Consider the following 19682-nt stretch of genomic DNA (forward strand, 5'->3'; position numbering starts at 1 on the left):
AGATAATATTGAAGATGAAGCTATTAAGTTAGAAAATGTTGAAGACGTTGATGATACAGATGAGCATTTAAATATAGACAATATTGAAGACTTAGAAGATAATATTGAAGATGAAGCTATTAAGTTAGAAAATGTTGAAGACGTTGATGATACAGATGAGCATTTAAATATAGGCAATATTGAAGACTTAGAAGATAATATTGAAGATGAAGCTATCAAGTTAGAAAATGTTGAGGATGTTGATGATACAGACGAACATTTAAATATAGACAATATTGAAGACTTAGAAGATAATATTGAAGATGAAGCTATTAAGTTAGAAAATGTTGAGGATGTTGATGATACAGATGAGCATTTAAACATAGACAATATTGATAATTTAGAAAATATAGAAGATAATGATGAAACCAATAAAGTTAATGATATTAATGAAGATTTAGATGATAACCTAATACCAAATATAGATAATTTGGATAATAACATAAATAATGTATCTGAAGAAGATAAGGAATTAGATTATGTACCTACTTTAGATAATGTATTAGAAGAAAATAATGAAGAATATGATGATAAAAACATTTTAAGAGGGATAGATGATATTATTTCCGATAATGAGGAGGATATTTTGATAAGTCATGGCTCTATAATTGATGATGAAATTAGTAAAAAAGAAGATGATTATTTCTCTTCTTTAGATTCTTTTAATCTTGCTCTTAATAAAGATTTTCTGTTTGATGAAGATAAAAACGAATTCGATAAATCGCATGATTATGATAGCGGTGAAATAATAAAAAAAGCAAGTGAAGATGATGTGTTTGATACAGAAGATTTGATAGACAGCGAATTATACGACCCTGAAGAGAAAAGACCTGCTATGCCTGAAGATTATAAAGATGCTGAAGAGAAAGTAAGGGATAATATGACTTCAAATTGGAAAAATATTCTTAAAGCAATTAAAGGCGAGAAGTTTGTAAATAAAAATTTAGATGAAATGTTAGATTGGATAAAAGAAAAATCTGGACTTAATATATTACATTCTGCCATGCTTACTAAAGATGAAAATGGTATATATAAAATAACAGATTCTAATAATCTTACAGAAGATACTAAAAATAAATTAGAAATAGATGAAAATGAAGCTTTATTTAAAAAGATTTTATCATCTAAAAAGACATTATATGTATCAGATCCTTTCTCATCATTATCATTAAAAATTAAATTTGATGAAAAAGACAGAGAAAATGTTTCTCATATGATATTTATACCAGTACAAAATGAAGAAAATGAATTAAAATCTTTCTTTATAGGACTTTCTTCAAACTGATATTATAATCAAAATAAGAAATAGAGGTAAAAATGGAATATTTGATAGTAGTAGCTGCTTTTATATTAATAGGAATAGTAACGAGCTTAGTTTTTTATAATGTTTTGCATATAAAAGTATTCGGCGGTTGGGTGATGATGTTTATAATAGCTACTATTGGAGCTTTGCTTGGTTCATATTATTTACCGAGATTAACTGAAATAGTAAGCTACATTAACATTAACTTATCATCTGCTATTTTAGGTGCTATTATTTTAGTTATACTGCTAAGAATATTCACACCTAAATCATTAAAATAGTAAGGCTGTAAAATAATGTTTATTAAAAGCAATACAATAGATATTGTAAAGCCTTCTATCAAAGATGATAAAGCTATAGAAAATATTAGAAAAGCAGCTCAAATAGCACATGAAGCTATAGATTTAGCATTTAAACATTCTCTATCAGGAACAAGAGCCTCAAAAATAGATAAAGATGTTGAGAAGTTTATAAAATCTAAAGGAGCCTATCCTGCCAATTTGGAAGTACCTGAATATGGTTATTCTACAAGCATATCTATAGGAAATGAAATAGCACATGGAAGACCAACCAATAAAAAAATATTGGTGCAAGGCGACATTATATGCATCGATATAGGAGTAAAATATAACGGCTATTATGCTGACTGTGCTAAAACTATGGTTGTAAAAGGCAATCAATTAAGCTCAAGCAATAAAAAAGCATATAAATTAATTAAAGCCTGCAAAGAATCATTAGAATATGCCATATACAAATTAAGACCGAATATACTTTTAAGCACCTATGGAAAAGAAGTTGAAAAAAAAGTAAATGAATATGGCTACAGCATCATAAAATCTCTTACAGGGCATGGTGTTGGCTACGAATATCATGAAGCTCCGTATATATTTAATTTTTATCACCCAAATAATGACGTGAAATTAGAAGAGAATATGGTTTTGGCATTAGAGTTAATGATAACCGAAGGCTCTGATAAATATGTGATAGAAAATGACGGCTGGACAATATCTACTGCCGACTATTCTTTTGCCGCTCATTTTGAACATACTGTTTTAATTAAGAAACATGGTGTTGAAATATTGGGAATAGATTAATTCATAGCAACTCTGCTCTAAAACTTTTTACACATAAATAATTATATTATATGATTTTTGTTTTATTCAACTTTTTCCCGCGTACGAGCTGTACCACCTTGCCGCACGGTAATGTTATGCTTTAATTATAACTTCTTAGAAGTGCGGGGGAGTGCCTTTTAATGTACAATTAAATTATAAAATTTATAATAAAAATGCAGTTCTTCGCGAAGCGTATCCGAAGTATATAAGAGACTTGTTTCAAAAGTACTTGACAAAATTAGTTATGTAGTTTCCAACATAATTTTAGTTATAAAATTGTGTTTTACATGTTGTATCATTAATTATTTTAGTATATAAAAATGCAGTTCTTCGCGAAGCGTATCTGTAGGATATAAGGTTATTTTATACCAATAAAAGAACTGGGGTTTTACCCTACGGGTACGCTTCGCAGGGGGCAAAGCCCCAATTATAAATTTAAAATACTAAAAAAATAAACAGTATAACTATTTATTAATTTAGTTTTGAAACAAGTCTAAGGTTCTTTTATACCAATACAATACCTAAAGGTACTTCTTTCAGTCGCCCTGAAGGACTCTCTTTGGTCGCAGGCACTTCCTTTGGTCGTACCGAGTAGGTGCCTTGCCTACGGCACGCAGAGCCTCGGTAAAAGAAGTGGGGTTTTACCCTACGGGTACGCTTCGCAGGGGGCAAAGCCACCAAAATAAAAAATATTTTGACAAACTTAAAAATTTTCAGTATATTCTGAAATAACTATACTTTTATATGAGTTTTTTTATTCAACTTTTTCCCGCCGCAAAAAGTTGCAAAAAGTGCACTTTATATTGGAATATGTATTAATATAAAATAATACCTTTATTTTAGGCTAAAACAATGCAGTTCTTTTGGTTCTTTTATACCAATAAAAGAACTGGGGGCGTGGGGGCTAGTCCCCACAAACAACAAAACTAAAAAATCAAAAATTAATAAACTTAAAATTCTTTTATATATACTTAAATAATAATATAAGAACTTTCTTTTGCAAAAGCTAATTGCAAATCTATGCCTTCTTTCCTTAAAAAAGCTAAAAGTTTATTATAAATTAATTTTATTTGTGCATCGGTTCTGTCTTGATTATGATGGTGAATAATAACATAAGGAACTTCAGCATCGAGCCCCACTTGTATAGCATCATTTAAAGTAGAATGTCCCCAGCCAACATGCCCATTAATATATTCGCTTTTTGTATATTCCCCTTCTATAATTAGAACATTAGCCCCTCTCACATAATCTATAAGCCTTGCATGAAGCAAATTAGCATTATTATTATAATGGTCTAATGATGGGTGCTGTATATGAAGGCGTTTTTTATAAGGCTCATGGTCTGTAAGATATACTAAAGTTTTATCATTAGAAGTGATTTTATATGACAAAGTATAACAAGGGTGATTAACCCATAAAGCCTCTATTGTCATATTTCCATAATTTATTTTTTTACCCTCATAAAATGGTTCAAATTTAATAGAAGCCCCAAACTGCTCAAGATTGATAGGAAAATAATCTTTAGCTAATATGTTATTAATTGTTTCATACATCTCTTCATGATTATCTTTAGGGCCGTATATTGTAAAACTATATTTATTAGAATAAAACGGAGCAAAAAAAGGTATACCTATTATATGGTCCCAATGAAAATGAGTTAATAAAATAATGCTTTCTTTTTTTTCGCTTTTAAGAGCATAGTAGCCAAGATTTTTTAATCCGCTTCCAGCATCAAGAATAATATAATTCCCTTCATCATCTATAACCTGTAAGCAAGACGTATTGCCGCCGTATTCACTAAAACTAGTACCGGGGGTTGGTATAGAGCCTCTGCTTCCTAAAAATCTAACTTTCAAATTATACTCTTAAATAAATTTTTATATATAAATCATACACTATAAAGTAAAAAAATCAATCTAATAATAATACAATTTATGATATTTTGATTATTGAAAAATACAAAAAAAATATTATAATTTTTAGAAAATAAATTAATATATAATTTTTATAGTAATGGGAAAAAGTATATTTTTACTTATTGGAGTAACAGCATTATCAATGTCGGCAATATTTGCAAGACTCGCTAATGCCCCCTCTTCAATAACAGCATTTTATAGATTATTATTTTCATTTATAATAATTTTGCCTATTCTCTTAATAAAAAATTTAGAAGAATTAAAAAAAATAAGCAAAAAAGATTTTCTATTATCATTAATATCTGGCATAGCGTTAGCAGGTCATTATTCATTATGGTTTCAATCTTTAAAATATACTTCTGTTGCAAGTTCCACTGTAATAGTAACGCTTCAGCCTTTATTTTCTATAGTAGCAGGTTATTTTATTTTTAAAGAGAGATATACAAAATTAGCAATACTCGGATTTATTATAGCAATAATAGGTTCTATTATAATAGGCTGGGGAGATTTTCAAGTAAGCACCACTGCATTAATTGGAGATGTTTTAGCGTTTATATCTGCAGGACTCATTAGTGCTAATTTTCTGCTTGGGCAATATATAAGAAAAAGATTATCCGCTCTCACATATACAGGCGTAACATATTTTGCATCAGCTGTATTTTTGTTTTTTGTAGTGATATTCACCAACACACCTCTTACAGGATATCCTCTGCATACTTGGCTCAATATATTAGGTTTAACTTTAGTTTCTACAATGCTTGGACATGTGGTATTTATGTGGCTTTTGAAATGGTTTTCTGCGAGTGTTGTATCTATGACTATATTGGGAGAAGCTGTGGGTGCTTGTATATTAGGATATTTTATATTAAAAGAGAGTATCAGCATTAATCAGCTTGTAGGCATAATAGTAATTTTATTTGGAATAGGATTATTTTTAAAAGAGCATAAACAAAATTAAATATAAATGGAGAAATAAATATTTTATGATTAACGAAAAAGTATTGAAAGTTTTAAATGAGCTTGGAATAGAGCATAAAGAATTTGAAGAGAAGGGAGCTACCAAAACTGTTGAAGATGCTGCTAAATCTTTAAATATAGAAAAAGGTCAGGTTGCTAAATCTATATTATTAAAACCAGTAAAGAAAGATTTTTTTATGCTGATAGCATCTGGAGATAAAAAAATTTCCTCAAAAAAGACTAAAGAATATTTTGGTTGTAAAACTAATTTTGCAAGTGCAGAAGATACTTTTAATTTGACAGGATTCACTTTTGGAGGAGTGTGCCCGTTTGGAATAGATAAAAGTATTACAGTATTAGTTGATAAGAGCATGAAGAGGTTTGATGATTTATATATAGCCTGCGGAAGCGATAGTTCTCTTGCTAAGATGAGTTACGATGAAATAATAAATAAAATTTCAAATATAGAAGTAGATTTAACAGAATAAAATTATAAAATATATTGACATAAATTTGAATTTTATTTATATTAATATTGTAAAAATAATTTACAACTATATACTTATAAAAGTAAATTATTATGAGGAGCTTAATATGACAAAAAAATTATTATCTTCACTAATAGTGTTAGCAGCTTTTTCAACATCTGTTTTATTTGCTGATATGGTAGTGCCGGCTTCGTCATTACCTAAACAAGCAGTAACATTTATCAAAAAAATCTATCCTGATGCTCAAATATGGAAAGTAGAAAGAGACGGAGGAAAATTTGATGTGAGTTTATCTAACGGTGCAAGTGTAGATTTTTTAACAAACGGAGACTGGGTAAATATAGATGGAGAATACAATGGCGTACCTTTTAGTGTATTGCCTCAAGCGGTTGCTAATACAGTGAAAAAAACATATCCTCAAGCTATGATGGTGAGTGTTGAGAAAGAGTGGGGAAATTACAAAATAAAACTCAATAATATGATGGAAATGTTTATATCATCTGACGGATCATTGATGGGACAACAGTTTGATGATTAATTATATAAAAGGTTTATGAAAAGTATTATTTTTTGGAGGTGCTGCGAAATGTAGCATCTCTTTTTTTATTTAAAAAATATAATAAAAAAGAGATTAATTATTTGGTGATAGAAAATAAGAAAAGTTCAAAATGTGCTTTAAAAATATTATTTGGCGTTGTAACACTTAATGTATTTAATTTTGATATTTGATAGATTATATTTACTATTTCATTTAATGAATAAAGCTTTAAGACGGATTTCTTTTTTGTTAATATAAATGAAGGTATTTTAGTTAGTTTACTGATATCATTTAAAGTAGTTTGAGGGGGGAATATCTTCATATAATATAATGCTAAAAAATTATTCATCATCAAAGTGAGAGAAGCAGAAGCATCTTGATCTAATCTATGCATAATAGAAAAGCATTTTTTTCTGTCTCTTTCAAATACTGAATCTAAAAAATCAAATATATTTCTATTTTTGGATACATAAGTAAAATCTGCTATATCTTCAACATTTAAATATTCTTTATCATTATAACTGCATATTTTATCTAATTCAGAATAAAGTGAATCATAATCTAAGTTAATATTATTAATGATATATTCAACAGCATCATTAGAAATTTTTTTATTATTTTTATTTATATACGCTGTAATTAATGAACGAAAATCCCTCTCATCTGGAATTGGAAAGTCTATAAAATGAATATAATCTAAATTCTGTTTTTTTGAAAAATATTTATAAAGTCCATCTTCTTCCAAGTTATTTTCTGTCTCAAGTATTATTATAGAAGATTTTGAAGGATTGATACAATATTCCAAAAAATCCTCTTGGAAGTTGTTATATTTATATATTACAACAAGTCTAATATTGGCACCAAATGGAGGAGTATCTGCTACATCTAAAGGCGAATATCCTACAGCATCATTCTTATCATAAAATACGCTATAGTTCATCTCACTATCACCCTCATCTTTAAAAATAAGAGAATGCATAGAAGTAACAAATGCCTTTTTAAATAATCTCTCTTTTCCAGTAAGAACATATATAGAATATTTAAAAGGCTCTTTAATATATAAATCTTTTATCTTTTTAAAATCTGATTCTGTTTTAACTATCGCTCTATTAAACATAATAACTTTTTTTAATTAGATTTTTTTAAATTTCTCTCTATAAAAACTCTTATCTCTAATTTACAATCATCTCTCTCTTCTAATTTTACATTTTTTACTATAGCCCTTATTTTATAATTTTCATCTTCCATTTTATACGTTAGAAGAGGTGCTATTATTTTAGGTACATACCCAAGCCTTATTTCGCATCTCTCATCATAAACAGCTATAGCAAACGGGTCATATCCGATAAAATATTCTCTTATGAGATTAATAGGTTCATTTCTGGATAATAATTCTATAATATCTTTTCCGTCATTATATTTATATCCCGCAACAAAGAAATCTATAGAATACCTATTCATCTTATAGTATTTATTTATAATAATTCTCTTAAAACTTTCTTGATAATTAACTATATATGTAGTATGTTTACTGTTTTTTTGTGAATACAATCTTCTAAACCTTAATAATATTTTATTATTATAATAAATTTTACTTCAATTCAAATTTTCTGTCAAGTGTAAAATATGTAAATTAATTTTTTAATATATAAAGTCGATTATTATACTATTAAAATATTGTTTTTATTTATAAAAATTGTATATTTATATATAGCAAATATATTTTAGGGTTTAATTTAAATATGAAAATAACAAAAATATTTTATATAATTTTTATATTAACAGCAATATTATCTTGCAGACAAACAACATTAACTAAAACAGGCCCAGGAGATGATTTCTTTCTTAGTAAAATACAAAATGGCAACTGGGATGGTGTTAGTGTAAACGGCAATACAATTACTATAACAGGCGGAAATGGAGAAGGCAGCTACACATTAGACAGCACAATAGGCGGACTTGGCGGAATATATAAAGATGATAAAAATAATGGAGATTATATTATAGCAGTACCTGACGGAAGCAATCTGAATACTGTAAAAGTTGATGAAGAAGGAAAAGATGCTATAAATGGAATTATAGGTATAGTTGGACCAGAGAATGCATTAGGAGTAATTACTGGCATAGGTACAAGTAATGGAAATGCAAATGTTGATGATGTAGTAAAAAATGCTAATGTTACTGATAAAGAAAAAGAAGAAATACAAAAATATCTTGATATATTAAATGGAAATGGAGCTGGCAATTATCAAAAATACCCTATATAAAAAATACTATATTTATTAATTATTTTTTAGCGGGGTAATATGTTTAATAATATTTATGAGAAAGAGTTTTATTCGTACATTTATTTATGTGTCTTTCATAATAATTACATGCCAAAACATATTGCACCCATTTTCTTATAATGATAAATATGAATGGAAAGAAAAAAGGCAAACTATAAGTATAAATGCTATTCCAAGTTATTCTGTTATATTTCCTCCTTTAGCAGATAATTTGCTATATAATATTGAAACATTTACATCTATAGCTAAAATTAATTTTGATAATTATTTAACTTTCTTTGATTATGTAGATACAGAAGGCAGTTTTTGGTATGTACCTAACATATCTTATACATTTTATTTATACAAAGGAATAGGCTTAGAACTTTCTGTAGGACTTCAGCATTTAGAATATACTTTAACAATTACACCAGAAAATGCACTTACATTGGCTACTAACCATGCTCAAGTACCAAACCTACCCGGAAATATAGGAGATATAGCCTCATTATTAGCAGGAGACACTATTTTTAAAGGAAGTTTTTATTATCTGCCAATTACAATAGGTTTTAAACTCTTATCAGGCAAAAATGGAGAGTTTGTTAATACTATTAGATTCGGAATTGAAACTGTGATATACGATATAGTAACTCAAAATGGTTTAACAGGTTTTAAAACTAAACGTTCTACAATAGACCCTACTTTTTATGTTTCATATGAATTAGGCTGGAGCATTGATTTATTTCCAAAAAAAGATTGGAGGGTACGCACTTATTTAGATATTTCTTTATTTGAGATTGGTTATTATATTACTTCAGCAATATCTGGAGTTTATGGCGATGTTAGGGAGGGAGTTGGTTTTTTTGGAAGCGGATTTGTGGATATTACTAAGTTTTTACCGCTTTGGGAAACTTTTCCTACAGCAATAGATTTTGTAACATCGCTTAAATTATCTATATTTCCAAGAATTGGGGTAACTATACGGTTTTAAGGAATTATAATGATAAAAAAATTATTAATATGTTTTTTATTTTTATATAGCAGCAATATCTTTGGACAATCTGATTTTATAATGAATTATGACGTTATAGATATAGTGCCTTCAGATAAAATTCCTTCATATCTAACATTAACTAATGATAAAAATGCTGAAATACTCTTATTTGAAAATGGATTAAAATCGCATAGGCATTCTCTTGGTATAGATTTTGGTACAACTTTATTTATAACAGTTACTAGACCATTATTATTTAGTTTGCCTTTTCAAATAGTAAAAGAAGCTAAACAGCAAAACTTTGAAGGCAAATTTGGATTTAGATTAACATATACATATAGAATAATGGATAAAATGGAGTTAGATATAGATTTAGGAAACTATATAGCAAGCAGCTTTATGACTAATATAGCATCTCCTAAATTCACAGAAACTTATTCTATACCTCTATCTGTTGGCATGAGATTTTATTTTAACAAAAGAAATAGAGCCTCAGGATTCTTTTTAATGCCTAAAGTTGGAGCTACTCTTCATATAGATAAAACTAAAGAATTCTCTACAAATGATGCTGGAATAATAAATAAAGTAAATAAAGATAGAATATATTTTGATGCTTTTATTGCAGGAGAGATGGGATTTAGAATAGACTTATCCCGTTCAATGGGTATTGATACAGGAGTGAGGCCATTTATAGATATATCTTTGCTTGATATAGGTTTGTCATATGCATATTTGCTTAGGTTTGTACCGCTTCCAAGAATTGCTATTGGGGTTTTATTTTAGTTTATATAAGTAAAGATAAGGAAAAATTATGATAAAAAAAATATTAATAATTATAATAACATGCTTATCATTTGCAAATATATCATACTCTTTTCAAAACGGAGTTTATATATCCCCAAAATTTATTTATTCTATAAAAGGCAATAACAATATGTTTGTAGGAGCTGGCGGAAGCATTGGATATAATTTCAATATACTTTCAAAATATTCTCCTATAAGAGCGGAATTTGAATATTTATATAAAAACGGCTTAGAAGTTAATAGCTATCCAAACAATGTAGAAAATATTAATATGCATAGTTTACTTTTTAATGTATATTATGATATTAACTTAATTTATATTAATTATAACGGAGAAGAAAATAATATATATAGAAACGGCAAAAGGCATATAATGACTATATCATTGGGTTTCTCGGTAGGAGAAAATATTGATTATAGCATATCATCTGCTGTAAATGAAAAGTTTGGACTTGTAAAGAACTATTCTTATAATGATAATTTTAATTTCGTGTATGGACCTAACATTAATTTTGGTTTTCATTTAAATCCGACAATTATTTTAGATATTGGATATAGATTATTATTAGATACGGCTGTTAATCTTAATCATGATGTGCTTCTTTCTATGAGATTAAATTTTTAGGGGATTATGATGAAGAAATATATTGTTATTTTATTTTTAATATTGCCTCAAATAATATTTGCAGAGCTATATATCACTCCTAAATTTAATTATGCATTTGATATTAATAGAACATATAATATTGGTAATGAAACTGCTAATTTGGCAAATTTTATTGGTGGAGGTTTTTCTTTAGGTTATAGGGTGCTTTCAAAAAACAGAGTATCCCCTTTTAGGTTTGAATTTGAATATTCTTTTCTTCAAAGTATTTTAGTTGATAATACATATAGACAGCATTATATACTTGGAAGTTTTTATTATGACATTAACTTTTATTTTACAGATAGAAAATTAGATTTTGATACGAGGGCTGATATTTTATTAAGAAACTATCCCCTACTCTCTATTTATTTCGGACTTTCTGTTGGAAGTGTTATAAATCAAGAAATCACTGAACAAGTAAAAACTGCACAAGATGCTCTTGCTTTTGGGGCAAGTATTGGTTTTGTTTATCATATTACAAGCTGGGTTGCTTTGGAAGTGGGATATAAATTTTTAATAGATATAAATCCAAAAATATATAATGAAGTGCTTCTTGGTTTTAGATTTACAATACCAAAAGTTTAGAAAATAATATTATGAATATAGAAGTAAAAGTAACAGCATCAGCCAAATCCAACAGCTTTAAAAAAGAAAATGGAATATATTATATAAGAATATCTGCCAAAGCTATAGACGGCAAAGCAAATAAAGCTATAATAGATTTTTTATCAAGTGAACTTAATTTAAAGAAAAAAGATGTAGAAATATTAAAGGGCGAGAAAAGCAGCAAAAAAATTATTTCTCTAAATATAGACGAAGAAGAATTAGAAAGCTATTTTAGTAAATGATATACTTGTTTGAAAGCTGAATTATATTTACATTGTTTTAGTTTTATTGTTTATGTAAGTTTTTATTTTATTCAACTTTTTCCCGCAGCAAAAAGTTGCAAAAAGTGCAAGTACTATAGTTTTATACGTTTTTTTAATATCTATAAAGTATAATATGATAGATTTATCTTTGTATAAAAATGCAGTTTTTTTGCTTCTTTTATACCAATAAAAGAAGTGGGGGTGCGGGGGCTAGTCCCCGCGAATAATAAAAAACATAAAAATTTTATAATTAATTTTTATCCATATATTCTAAAATAGTTACAAGAATCTACCAAGCAAACTGATAGCCGAAACTTACATATAAATCATTAACAGATACTTTATCAAAAATGCTATTAGGCATTTTTACTGCTAAAGAAATATAAGGCTGACCAGTAAATATATTAAATGGTATAGCAAGCACGCTTAAATCACAGCCCACCTTTAATGCCACAGAATGCATATAATCTTTAGAATAATAAGCTCCCCTATAAGAAAGTGAAGCAAAGAAGTTTTCAAAATATAAATGACTTAAATTAAATTGTGCATCCAAATAACCAAAAAGCTCTATATCACCCGCAAGAAAATAATTATCGCTGTATTTCTGTTGGCTTACATAATTATAAAACTCACTAGGTGCTGCAACATATCTTCCGCCGAAAACCCTTGAAGCACCATTAAATGCTGCAGTAGTATCAAATGCATAAGAACCATAAAAACTTGCTCTAATAGGGGCATATCTTGTTTGAAATAATGTTTTAAAATCTAGAGCAAATTTATTATACCTTACAGAATAAGTAGGATAAAGTGCTATTTGAACTAAGTCATTAAAATATGGTTTATCAGAAGCAGATTTAAATCTAAAAATAGCAGCTAATGTAGTATTTAAAGTCCAAGAAGAAAATTTCCAATTAAAAGCACTTTGATAATAAAGAGGATTGTTATAGTATATTGTATCAGAAAATAATGCTGTAGATATTGTAGGAGCTATATAAAATAATACCTTATCACTCTCTGTAAAGAGATTAAATTGCATATTAATAGCACTGCTTAATCTCCAATATTTGCTGTATGTTGAATAAACTATATCGCTTCCAAATTGAAAATTTATAGGATAAAGCAAATCATTAAATGTCATATCTAATTGAGTTTGTAAAAATTGAGAAGGTATATCATAACCAATCATTAAAATATAAATATTATCAAACTCCACAGAAGATGTAGCAGTAGCTAATCCTATACCATTAAAGAAATATTGAAAAGTATCATTAAATAATGGGAAAGGAAACCATAAAGACCAAGGTTTAATATATTTAAAAGGGTTATGTTTTCCTAATTCCATTTGAGGGGTAAAGTTATATTTCTCTATTGTTTTATCTGTTAGAGTTATATTTTTTGTTTCCGGATTAATAGCAGTATCCTGAGTCATTAGTCTGTCATATTCAGAAAACCTGCCCTTATAATAAACAACATTCTCTCCATTTTCTAAAACATTAACAGATGATAATACGCCTCCGGAATAGTTTTTATTATATAATCTAATTCTATTAGCATTTAAATCTAATTCTCCTAATCTATAAAAACTATCATCATTATTATAAGAAAATAAAAGCCTATTATTTGAATATCTTAAATAACGCACATAATTAAGTGTATTATCTTGTGTATTAACATATTTAAGCGTTTTATTATTATAATCATAAATTGCTATATGCTTTATACCTTTATCTATTATTATTAAAGCTATCCTATTATCATCTATCACTGTGGGAGAAGTATAAGTAATTGTATCATTAGGTTCAAGTAATACTTCTTTATTATTATTTTCATCTATATAAACAAAAGTGGTATTATGCAAATCTTTACCTATACCTATTATGCCGCCTCTAAAAAAGTTAGCATACTGCAAATCATACCATTTTCTTTTTGTTCTTTTTTTTGTTTCTAAATCATATTCTTTTATTATATATCTATAAAGCCCAGCATTATAAGTATAAGATACAATTAATGCCCTTTTGCCGTCTGAAGAAATATCCAAACTCTCAGAACTTTTATCTATTAGAAATTCAAATTTTAAATCTCTTTGATTATTTTCATTATTTCTTGTTTTTTTGTATGAATATAAAGCACCAAGATTAGAATCTATATAATAAAGTGTGTCATTATAAGAATCTATATCTTCAATATATGTTTCTCTATCATTAACCATCAAAGCTTCGCTTGGATTAATATTTTTAACCATAATATAATTTTGAAACTCAGCCCATACATCAAGAAAATCTATATTATAAACTTTTTTAAACGCTCCATAAAACCCAGCATTATATACATTAAACGAAAAAGAGAATTTATGCCTCATAGTATCCCAAAGCTCATTATACTTATCCATACCAAAACGCTCTTGTAAATATTTAGAAAAAAGTCCTCCATATTCATAATACACGTTTCCCCAAGGCTTTTTTTTCCAAAGTCCGCTAGCCTGCATTGGTGTCTTAAACTTGCCTTCATATATATCTTGTCTTAATCTCTGTTTTACAAGAGGGTCATTAGCTCTGCCAAAGCCTTTATAGCTCTCCATACTCACAGTAACACCTTCAAGCATAAACCCGGGTGTATTAATAAAAACAAGTGAAGCCCAACTTCCAAAAATTCTTGTTTGAATACCAGCTTTTTCAGAGTTTAAACTAAGTAAATGCACAAGCTCATGTATAAATGTACCTCTAAAATTATCTTCATCTATGGTAAGCTCGCCAGATTCTGCTGTGTCAAATAATATTATTCTTGGATATGGAACGGGTACTGCTACAGAATTAAATAAATTTATATCAGGAGTAATAACCACTGGAATTTTGCCGTATACTGTGCTATTTAATATTTTAGAATACTCTTCATAAATATCATCAGCAATACCAGCTAATTTTTCAGCACTTCTTCTAGACTCAATAGGAAATATTATTTCAAATTTCTCTGTATTTATTGTATGTAATTGTCTAAATGGTTTGAATATTTGAAGCTGACCATACAATACAGATATAGAAAATATCAATAAAATAAGTATATATTTTTTCATGGTGCAAAATATATATTATTACCTATTTTTGTCAATAATTTGGATTAGTATAATTGTTTAATAGTATTATATTGCATAATTTTTTATTTACTAACTTATAAAAAATATGCTTTTTATATATTGACTTTATTTTTTTGTAGGTTAATATTTTCTCTTGTTTATCTGAAATATTTTTATTTTATCTAATTGTATTAAGCTTTTTGTAAAGCTTTTAAAACGCAAGCAAAAAAGAAGCTGTAATTGTTCAAACATTGTTTATATGTATATTTTATTTTTTGTCGAAACTACAAAACTTTGATGAAATAAAAAATATTACTATCAAAAAAAATAATAATTAAAAATTTATGATAATTAATAATGATGGGGAAAATTATGGAAAAAAATAAGATGTTAGAGCTTACAGAAGGAAATGTAAATAGGGGGCTTATTAATTTGGTAGTGCCTATGATACTCGGCAACCTTTTAAATATAGCCTACAATATAGTTGATACAATCTGGATAGGACAGATGATAGGACCTAAGGGGCTTGGTGCTATTGCTGTAAGTTTTCCTATAATATTAATACTTCAAGCTATAGCTTCCGGCGTTACAGTTGCTTCAAATGTTTTGATTGGTCAATATTTTGGTGCTAATGATAAGGATTCTGTACTTTATATTTCAAGAGTTTCTACAACTATGAGTGTAATACTTGCTTTAGCATTATCAGTATTAGGATACATATTTGCACCTATGCTAATGAGATTTTTAAATGCCGCTGACAGCATAATGGAATACTCTGTTAGCTATTTTAGAATAAGCATGATTGGTTTTCCATTTTTATTTTATTATTTTTTGGTATCTGCTTTGCTTAGGGGAATAGGAGATACTGTAAGACCTCTTATATTTTTAGCTATAGCTTCTATTGTTAATGTAATATTAGACCCTATAATGATAAAGGGGTTATTTGGTTTTCCTGCTATGGGTTTAGACGGGGCTGCTTATGCAACTGTATTTTCTCAAATTCTTTCTGTACTTGTAAGTATAATATATTTAAAATTAAAGGATAGTATTGTACGTGCTAATCCTTTTAGAATTGTTTTTGATGCTCATATTACTAAATTAATGTTTAAGATAGGTTTGCCTTTTGCTGCTATGCAGTTAATAATTTCAATTAGCTGGTTATTTTTAAACAGAATTATTAACACTTATGGAGAAGAGGCTTCTGCTTCAGTTGCTGTATCTATGAGGGTGGATTCTTTATCATTTTTACCGCTTTTAGCTTTATCTGCCGGTATTGCTACTATGGTAGCTCAAAATATTGGTGCTAATAGAATGGATAGGGTAAAAGAGATATATAAAGCCGGACTTAAAATAGGAATTGGGCTTTCTACATTTATGGCAGTTTTTTCTGTATTATTTCCAGAGCTTATAGTAAGATTATTTACTTCAGATATGAGTGTATTAAAATATACAAAAAGTTATATATATGTGGTTATGCCTTCTATAATACTGCTTTCTGTGATGTTTGCTACTAATGGTGTTATTAATGGGGCTGGAAAAACTTTTATACTTATGATATTTGCTTTTGTAGCTCATATACTTATAAGAGTGCCTCTTGCACATTTCTTATCTACAAAGATGGGTTTATGGGGAGTATGGACTACTATGGCTATTGTAAACTTTATTAGTATGTCGCTTATACTTATTTATTATTTTACAGGACATTGGAAAAAAGGAGCTAATATAGCTAGTCATTCTGCTGCCAAAGAAAATGAAGTTTAACAATACTTGAAACATTGAAGTAAATAAAATATACTGTTGTAAATAATTTATTTTGTAATAATTAAGTAATAATTAATAAAGGCTTTTATGCAAAAAATCGACATAGACAATTTAAATCCCATTATAGAAGAGTTGTTAAAATTAAGGGGTATAGTTTCAAAAGAGGATATATTTGACTTTTTCTTTCAAGATATATATTCGCTGTCTAACCCATTTAATATTAGGGATATGAATGCTTTTGTAGACAGGCTAAAAGAGGCTATAGAGTATGATGAAAAAATATTGATATATGGCGATAAAGATGCTGATGGGGTTACTGCTGCTTCTATAATATATAACACTCTTAAAGCTGTTACAAAGAATGTTGAGGCTTTTGTGCCTAATCATGAAGTGGGGTATGGGCTTTCAAAAGATGTTATTGAAGAATATGCTAATTCTGGTGTGAGTTTAATTATCACAGTTGATTGCGGTATATCGAATGTTGAAGAGGTTGAGTTTGCAAGGGAGCATTCTATAGATATTATAGTAACAGACCATCATGATATACCAGAGATACTTCCAAATGCTTATTTAATATTTAATCCTAAACTTTCAAATACCGGTTTTGTATCAAAAAACTTTTCTGGCTGTGCTGTTGCTTTTAAGCTTATGCAGGCTTTTGTTTTTTCTTATACTAAACTTTACAACAAAGACATTATTGTATTAGATTATGAAATAGATAAAAACACTGATAAATTAAAAAGAATAAGGGCATTAAAGGCTACTAATTTTGTTTACAGTGATGATGTGTTTGGATTTGAGCTTGTAAATAATGATAATGCTTACAAGTCTATTTATTTAGATTATTATGAAGAGTTTTTATCAGAAGATGAAGTTTTAGAAGAGTTAGCCAGTTATATGTTTGAGGGCGAAAATGTTGTATTGGTTCTTACGGGCGGAGAGATTAGACTTAAAAAACTTCTTAGACTATATGAAAAATATGAACTTTATTTGCCTGAATATGATAATGTTTATGATTTGCTTCAGTTAGGTGCTAATTATGGGGGCGTTAATATCAAGTCTGTTAAAACATTAGATGAGTTTGCTTTGCTTCTTAAAGTTAATATATATAAATATGATAATATTCTCTATAAAGATTTAATAATAAAAATGGAAATTTTTAAGAGAATGTATTATTTAAGTCAAAAGCAATTGCAAAACTATATAAAAAGAGAATCTATACTTGTATTGTTTGGCACTGTTGCAGATGTTGTACCGCTTATAGAGGAGAATAGAGCTTATATAAAATGTGCTTTGGCAGAATTAGAAAAACCTAATCATATAAGATATAATGTTATCTTAGAGAGAATAAAATTATTAAACACTAAAGTTGATACTCAAGCTGTAAGCTGGAGGCTTGCTCCTTTTATAAATGCTGCGGGTAGAATGGGAAAGCCTGAATATGCTTTAAGGCTTTTAACTTCTGAAACTAAAGAAGAGGCTTTTCAATTGTCTGAAGAAGTTTATAACTTAAACGAAACAAGAAAATCTCTTACAGAAAGCAATTTTAATATAGTGTGCGAATATATAAAAGATAATAATTGTATGTCTTATCCTATCATAATAGTAAAGAGTGATTTGATAGATAGAGGTTTAACGGGGCTTATAGCTGGTAAGGTTTTAAGTCAATATGGAAAGACTGCTGTTATACTTTATGAATCCAAAGAAGATGGGGTTTGTACAGGGAGTATTAGAAGCAGGGGCGATGATAATGCTCGCGATATGCTTGAATATTCAAGCGTTTATTTAGATAAGTTTGGCGGGCATAAAAATGCTGCTGGTTTTACTGTGAGTATAGATAATTTTGAAAAGTTTTCTAAAAAGATTATCAAATATGCTTCGGAAGAGAATTTTAACACTTCAAAAGATGAAAAAAATTATGACTTAGAATTAGATTTTAAAGATATTAATATGCAATTTGCTGAGCATTTAGAATTATTTGAACCCTATGGTTTTGCTAATGAAGAGCCTGTGTTTTTTACAAATAGGGTTACTATAAACTCTATAGAGAAAATAAACAAAAACAATAAGATTCATTTAAAACTGCAATTACAAAAAAACAGCAGCAGAGTTAGTGCTATAATTTGGAGTTCATCTGAAGAAGAGTGTTCTAAATTGGAAGCTTCAAATTTTATAAACATTTCATACAAGATAAAAATAAATAGATTTAATGGCAGCAAAGAAGTAAAGATTTATATAGAGAATTATGAGATAAATTAAAATAATTTTTAAATGTGTTTTATAACATAATTAAGGAAATAGTTTTGTAAATTTTTTTATTGTTCTTTTTCCCGCCTTTGCACCACAGGCACTCCCTTTGGTCGCCCTGAAGGACTCCTTTCAGTCGCGGTGCGGACTTCGTCAGAGAACCAAAAAGTGCAAGTGCTTTAGCTTTGTATGTTTGGAATATGTATAAACTACATTGTAATACTAACATTTCAGGCTGAAAAATTGCAGTTCTTTTGGTTCTTTTATACCAATAAAAGAACTAGGGGTGTGGGGGCTAGTCCCCACAAACAAAAAACTTAAAGAATAAATTTTTAGTATATATTGAAATAATTATTTTTTATAATTTTTTTATTGTTCTTTTTCCCGCAGCAAAAAGAACCAAAAAGTGCAAGTGCTTTAGCTTTATATGTTTGGAATATGTATAAACTACATTGTAATACCAACATTTCAAGCTAAAAAATTGCAGTTCTTTTGGTTCTTTTATACCAATACCGAGTAGGTGCCTATCGGCAAAAGAACTGGGGTGCGAAAGCCCTGCAAACATCAAAATTTTAAAAATATAAAATTGACTGCACAGGAGCCAGACATATTGCAGTTAGGAATTCCTTAATTTCTTAAAGTATAGCATAGGTGTATCATAATTTAAA

17 protein-coding genes and 1 pseudogene are annotated in these 19682 nt (G+C 28.2%); 14 read left to right on the forward strand and 4 right to left on the reverse strand.

All coding sequences use genetic code 11. The features are described 5' to 3' along the window. The 3 genes and pseudogenes from Q0H31_RS09950 to map form a co-directional block, all read left to right on the forward strand. Positions 1–1324 (forward strand): annotated as a pseudogene (locus Q0H31_RS09950) (AAA family ATPase); the annotation flags it as partial. Positions 1325–1356: 32 nt separating this feature from the next. After that, entirely contained in the window at positions 1357–1623 is a 267-nt protein-coding gene (locus Q0H31_RS09955; RefSeq protein WP_295297779.1) for a hypothetical protein, read from the forward strand. Positions 1624–1638: 15 nt separating this feature from the next. Then, positions 1639–2436 carry a type I methionyl aminopeptidase gene (gene map, locus Q0H31_RS09960; RefSeq protein WP_295297781.1) on the forward strand — a complete coding sequence of 266 codons (798 nt, stop codon included), beginning with the start codon at positions 1639–1641 and terminating at the stop codon, positions 2434–2436. Positions 2437–3428: 992 nt separating this feature from the next. Here map and Q0H31_RS09965 read toward each other — a convergent pair. Then, positions 3429–4313 (reverse strand): MBL fold metallo-hydrolase, encoded by an 885-nt coding sequence (locus Q0H31_RS09965; RefSeq protein ID WP_295297783.1) that lies wholly within the window; start codon positions 4311–4313, stop codon positions 3429–3431. 157 nt (positions 4314–4470) lie between these two features. Here Q0H31_RS09965 and Q0H31_RS09970 point away from each other — a divergent pair, with 157 nt between their 5' ends. The 3 genes from Q0H31_RS09970 to Q0H31_RS09980 all read left to right on the forward strand — a co-directional run bounded on the left by Q0H31_RS09970 (position 4471) and on the right by Q0H31_RS09980 (position 6356). Then, the gene (locus Q0H31_RS09970; protein WP_295297785.1) at positions 4471–5331 is read left to right on the forward strand and encodes a DMT family transporter; all 861 of its coding nucleotides are present in this window, start codon (positions 4471–4473) and stop codon (positions 5329–5331) included. Between the two features lie 25 nt (positions 5332–5356). Further along, positions 5357–5818 carry a YbaK/EbsC family protein gene (locus Q0H31_RS09975; RefSeq protein WP_295297787.1) on the forward strand — a complete coding sequence of 154 codons (462 nt, stop codon included), beginning with the start codon at positions 5357–5359 and terminating at the stop codon, positions 5816–5818. A 106-nt stretch (positions 5819–5924) separates the two neighbouring features. Next, on the forward strand, positions 5925–6356 hold the full coding sequence (locus tag Q0H31_RS09980; protein ID WP_295297789.1) for a PepSY-like domain-containing protein: 432 nt from the start codon (positions 5925–5927) through the stop codon (positions 6354–6356). A 97-nt stretch (positions 6357–6453) separates the two neighbouring features. Here Q0H31_RS09980 and holA read toward each other — a convergent pair whose 3' ends face one another. Further along, on the reverse strand, positions 6454–7473 hold the full coding sequence (holA, locus tag Q0H31_RS09985) for a DNA polymerase III subunit delta (protein WP_295297791.1): 1020 nt from the start codon (positions 7471–7473) through the stop codon (positions 6454–6456). Positions 7474–7484: 11 nt separating this feature from the next. After that, the gene (locus Q0H31_RS09990) at positions 7485–7907 is read right to left on the reverse strand and encodes an HIRAN domain-containing protein (protein ID WP_295297793.1); all 423 of its coding nucleotides are present in this window, start codon (positions 7905–7907) and stop codon (positions 7485–7487) included. Between the two features lie 191 nt (positions 7908–8098). On the opposite strand from Q0H31_RS09990, the gene Q0H31_RS09995 reads away from it, so the two are divergent. The 6 genes from Q0H31_RS09995 to Q0H31_RS10020 are packed head-to-tail and all read left to right on the forward strand — an operon-like array spanning position 8099 to position 11915. Then, positions 8099–8623, forward strand: a complete 525-nt coding sequence (locus tag Q0H31_RS09995; RefSeq protein ID WP_295297795.1) for a hypothetical protein — start codon at positions 8099–8101, stop codon at positions 8621–8623. 55 nt (positions 8624–8678) lie between these two features. After that, positions 8679–9614: a hypothetical protein gene (locus Q0H31_RS10000; RefSeq protein ID WP_295297797.1), complete on the forward strand. Its 936-nt coding sequence runs from the start codon at positions 8679–8681 to the stop codon at positions 9612–9614. Positions 9615–9623: 9 nt separating this feature from the next. After that, positions 9624–10400, forward strand: a complete 777-nt coding sequence (locus Q0H31_RS10005; protein ID WP_295297798.1) for a hypothetical protein — start codon at positions 9624–9626, stop codon at positions 10398–10400. A gap of 28 nt (positions 10401–10428) precedes the next feature. Beyond that, positions 10429–11046, forward strand: a complete 618-nt coding sequence (locus Q0H31_RS10010) for a tia invasion determinant (RefSeq protein ID WP_295297800.1) — start codon at positions 10429–10431, stop codon at positions 11044–11046. A gap of 6 nt (positions 11047–11052) precedes the next feature. After that, the gene (locus Q0H31_RS10015) at positions 11053–11652 is read left to right on the forward strand and encodes a tia invasion determinant (protein ID WP_295297802.1); all 600 of its coding nucleotides are present in this window, start codon (positions 11053–11055) and stop codon (positions 11650–11652) included. Positions 11653–11663: 11 nt separating this feature from the next. After that, positions 11664–11915 (forward strand): DUF167 domain-containing protein, encoded by a 252-nt coding sequence (locus Q0H31_RS10020; RefSeq protein ID WP_295297804.1) that lies wholly within the window; start codon positions 11664–11666, stop codon positions 11913–11915. 310 nt (positions 11916–12225) lie between these two features. Here Q0H31_RS10020 and Q0H31_RS10025 read toward each other — a convergent pair whose 3' ends face one another. After that, positions 12226–15006, reverse strand: coding sequence for a TreP protein (locus tag Q0H31_RS10025; RefSeq protein WP_295297806.1), 2781 nt, complete (start codon positions 15004–15006; stop codon positions 12226–12228). Between the two features lie 372 nt (positions 15007–15378). Here Q0H31_RS10025 and Q0H31_RS10030 point away from each other — a divergent pair, with 372 nt between their 5' ends. Both Q0H31_RS10030 and recJ read left to right on the forward strand, forming a co-directional pair. After that, the gene (locus Q0H31_RS10030) at positions 15379–16767 is read left to right on the forward strand and encodes an MATE family efflux transporter (RefSeq protein ID WP_295297808.1); all 1389 of its coding nucleotides are present in this window, start codon (positions 15379–15381) and stop codon (positions 16765–16767) included. Positions 16768–16854: 87 nt separating this feature from the next. Beyond that, the gene (gene recJ, locus Q0H31_RS10035) at positions 16855–19026 is read left to right on the forward strand and encodes a single-stranded-DNA-specific exonuclease RecJ (protein WP_295297810.1); all 2172 of its coding nucleotides are present in this window, start codon (positions 16855–16857) and stop codon (positions 19024–19026) included. Positions 19027–19682 lie beyond the last annotated feature (656 nt).

The sequence above is a fragment of the uncultured Brachyspira sp. genome (assembly GCF_934747485.1).
Taxonomy (GTDB): domain Bacteria; phylum Spirochaetota; class Brachyspiria; order Brachyspirales; family Brachyspiraceae; genus Brachyspira.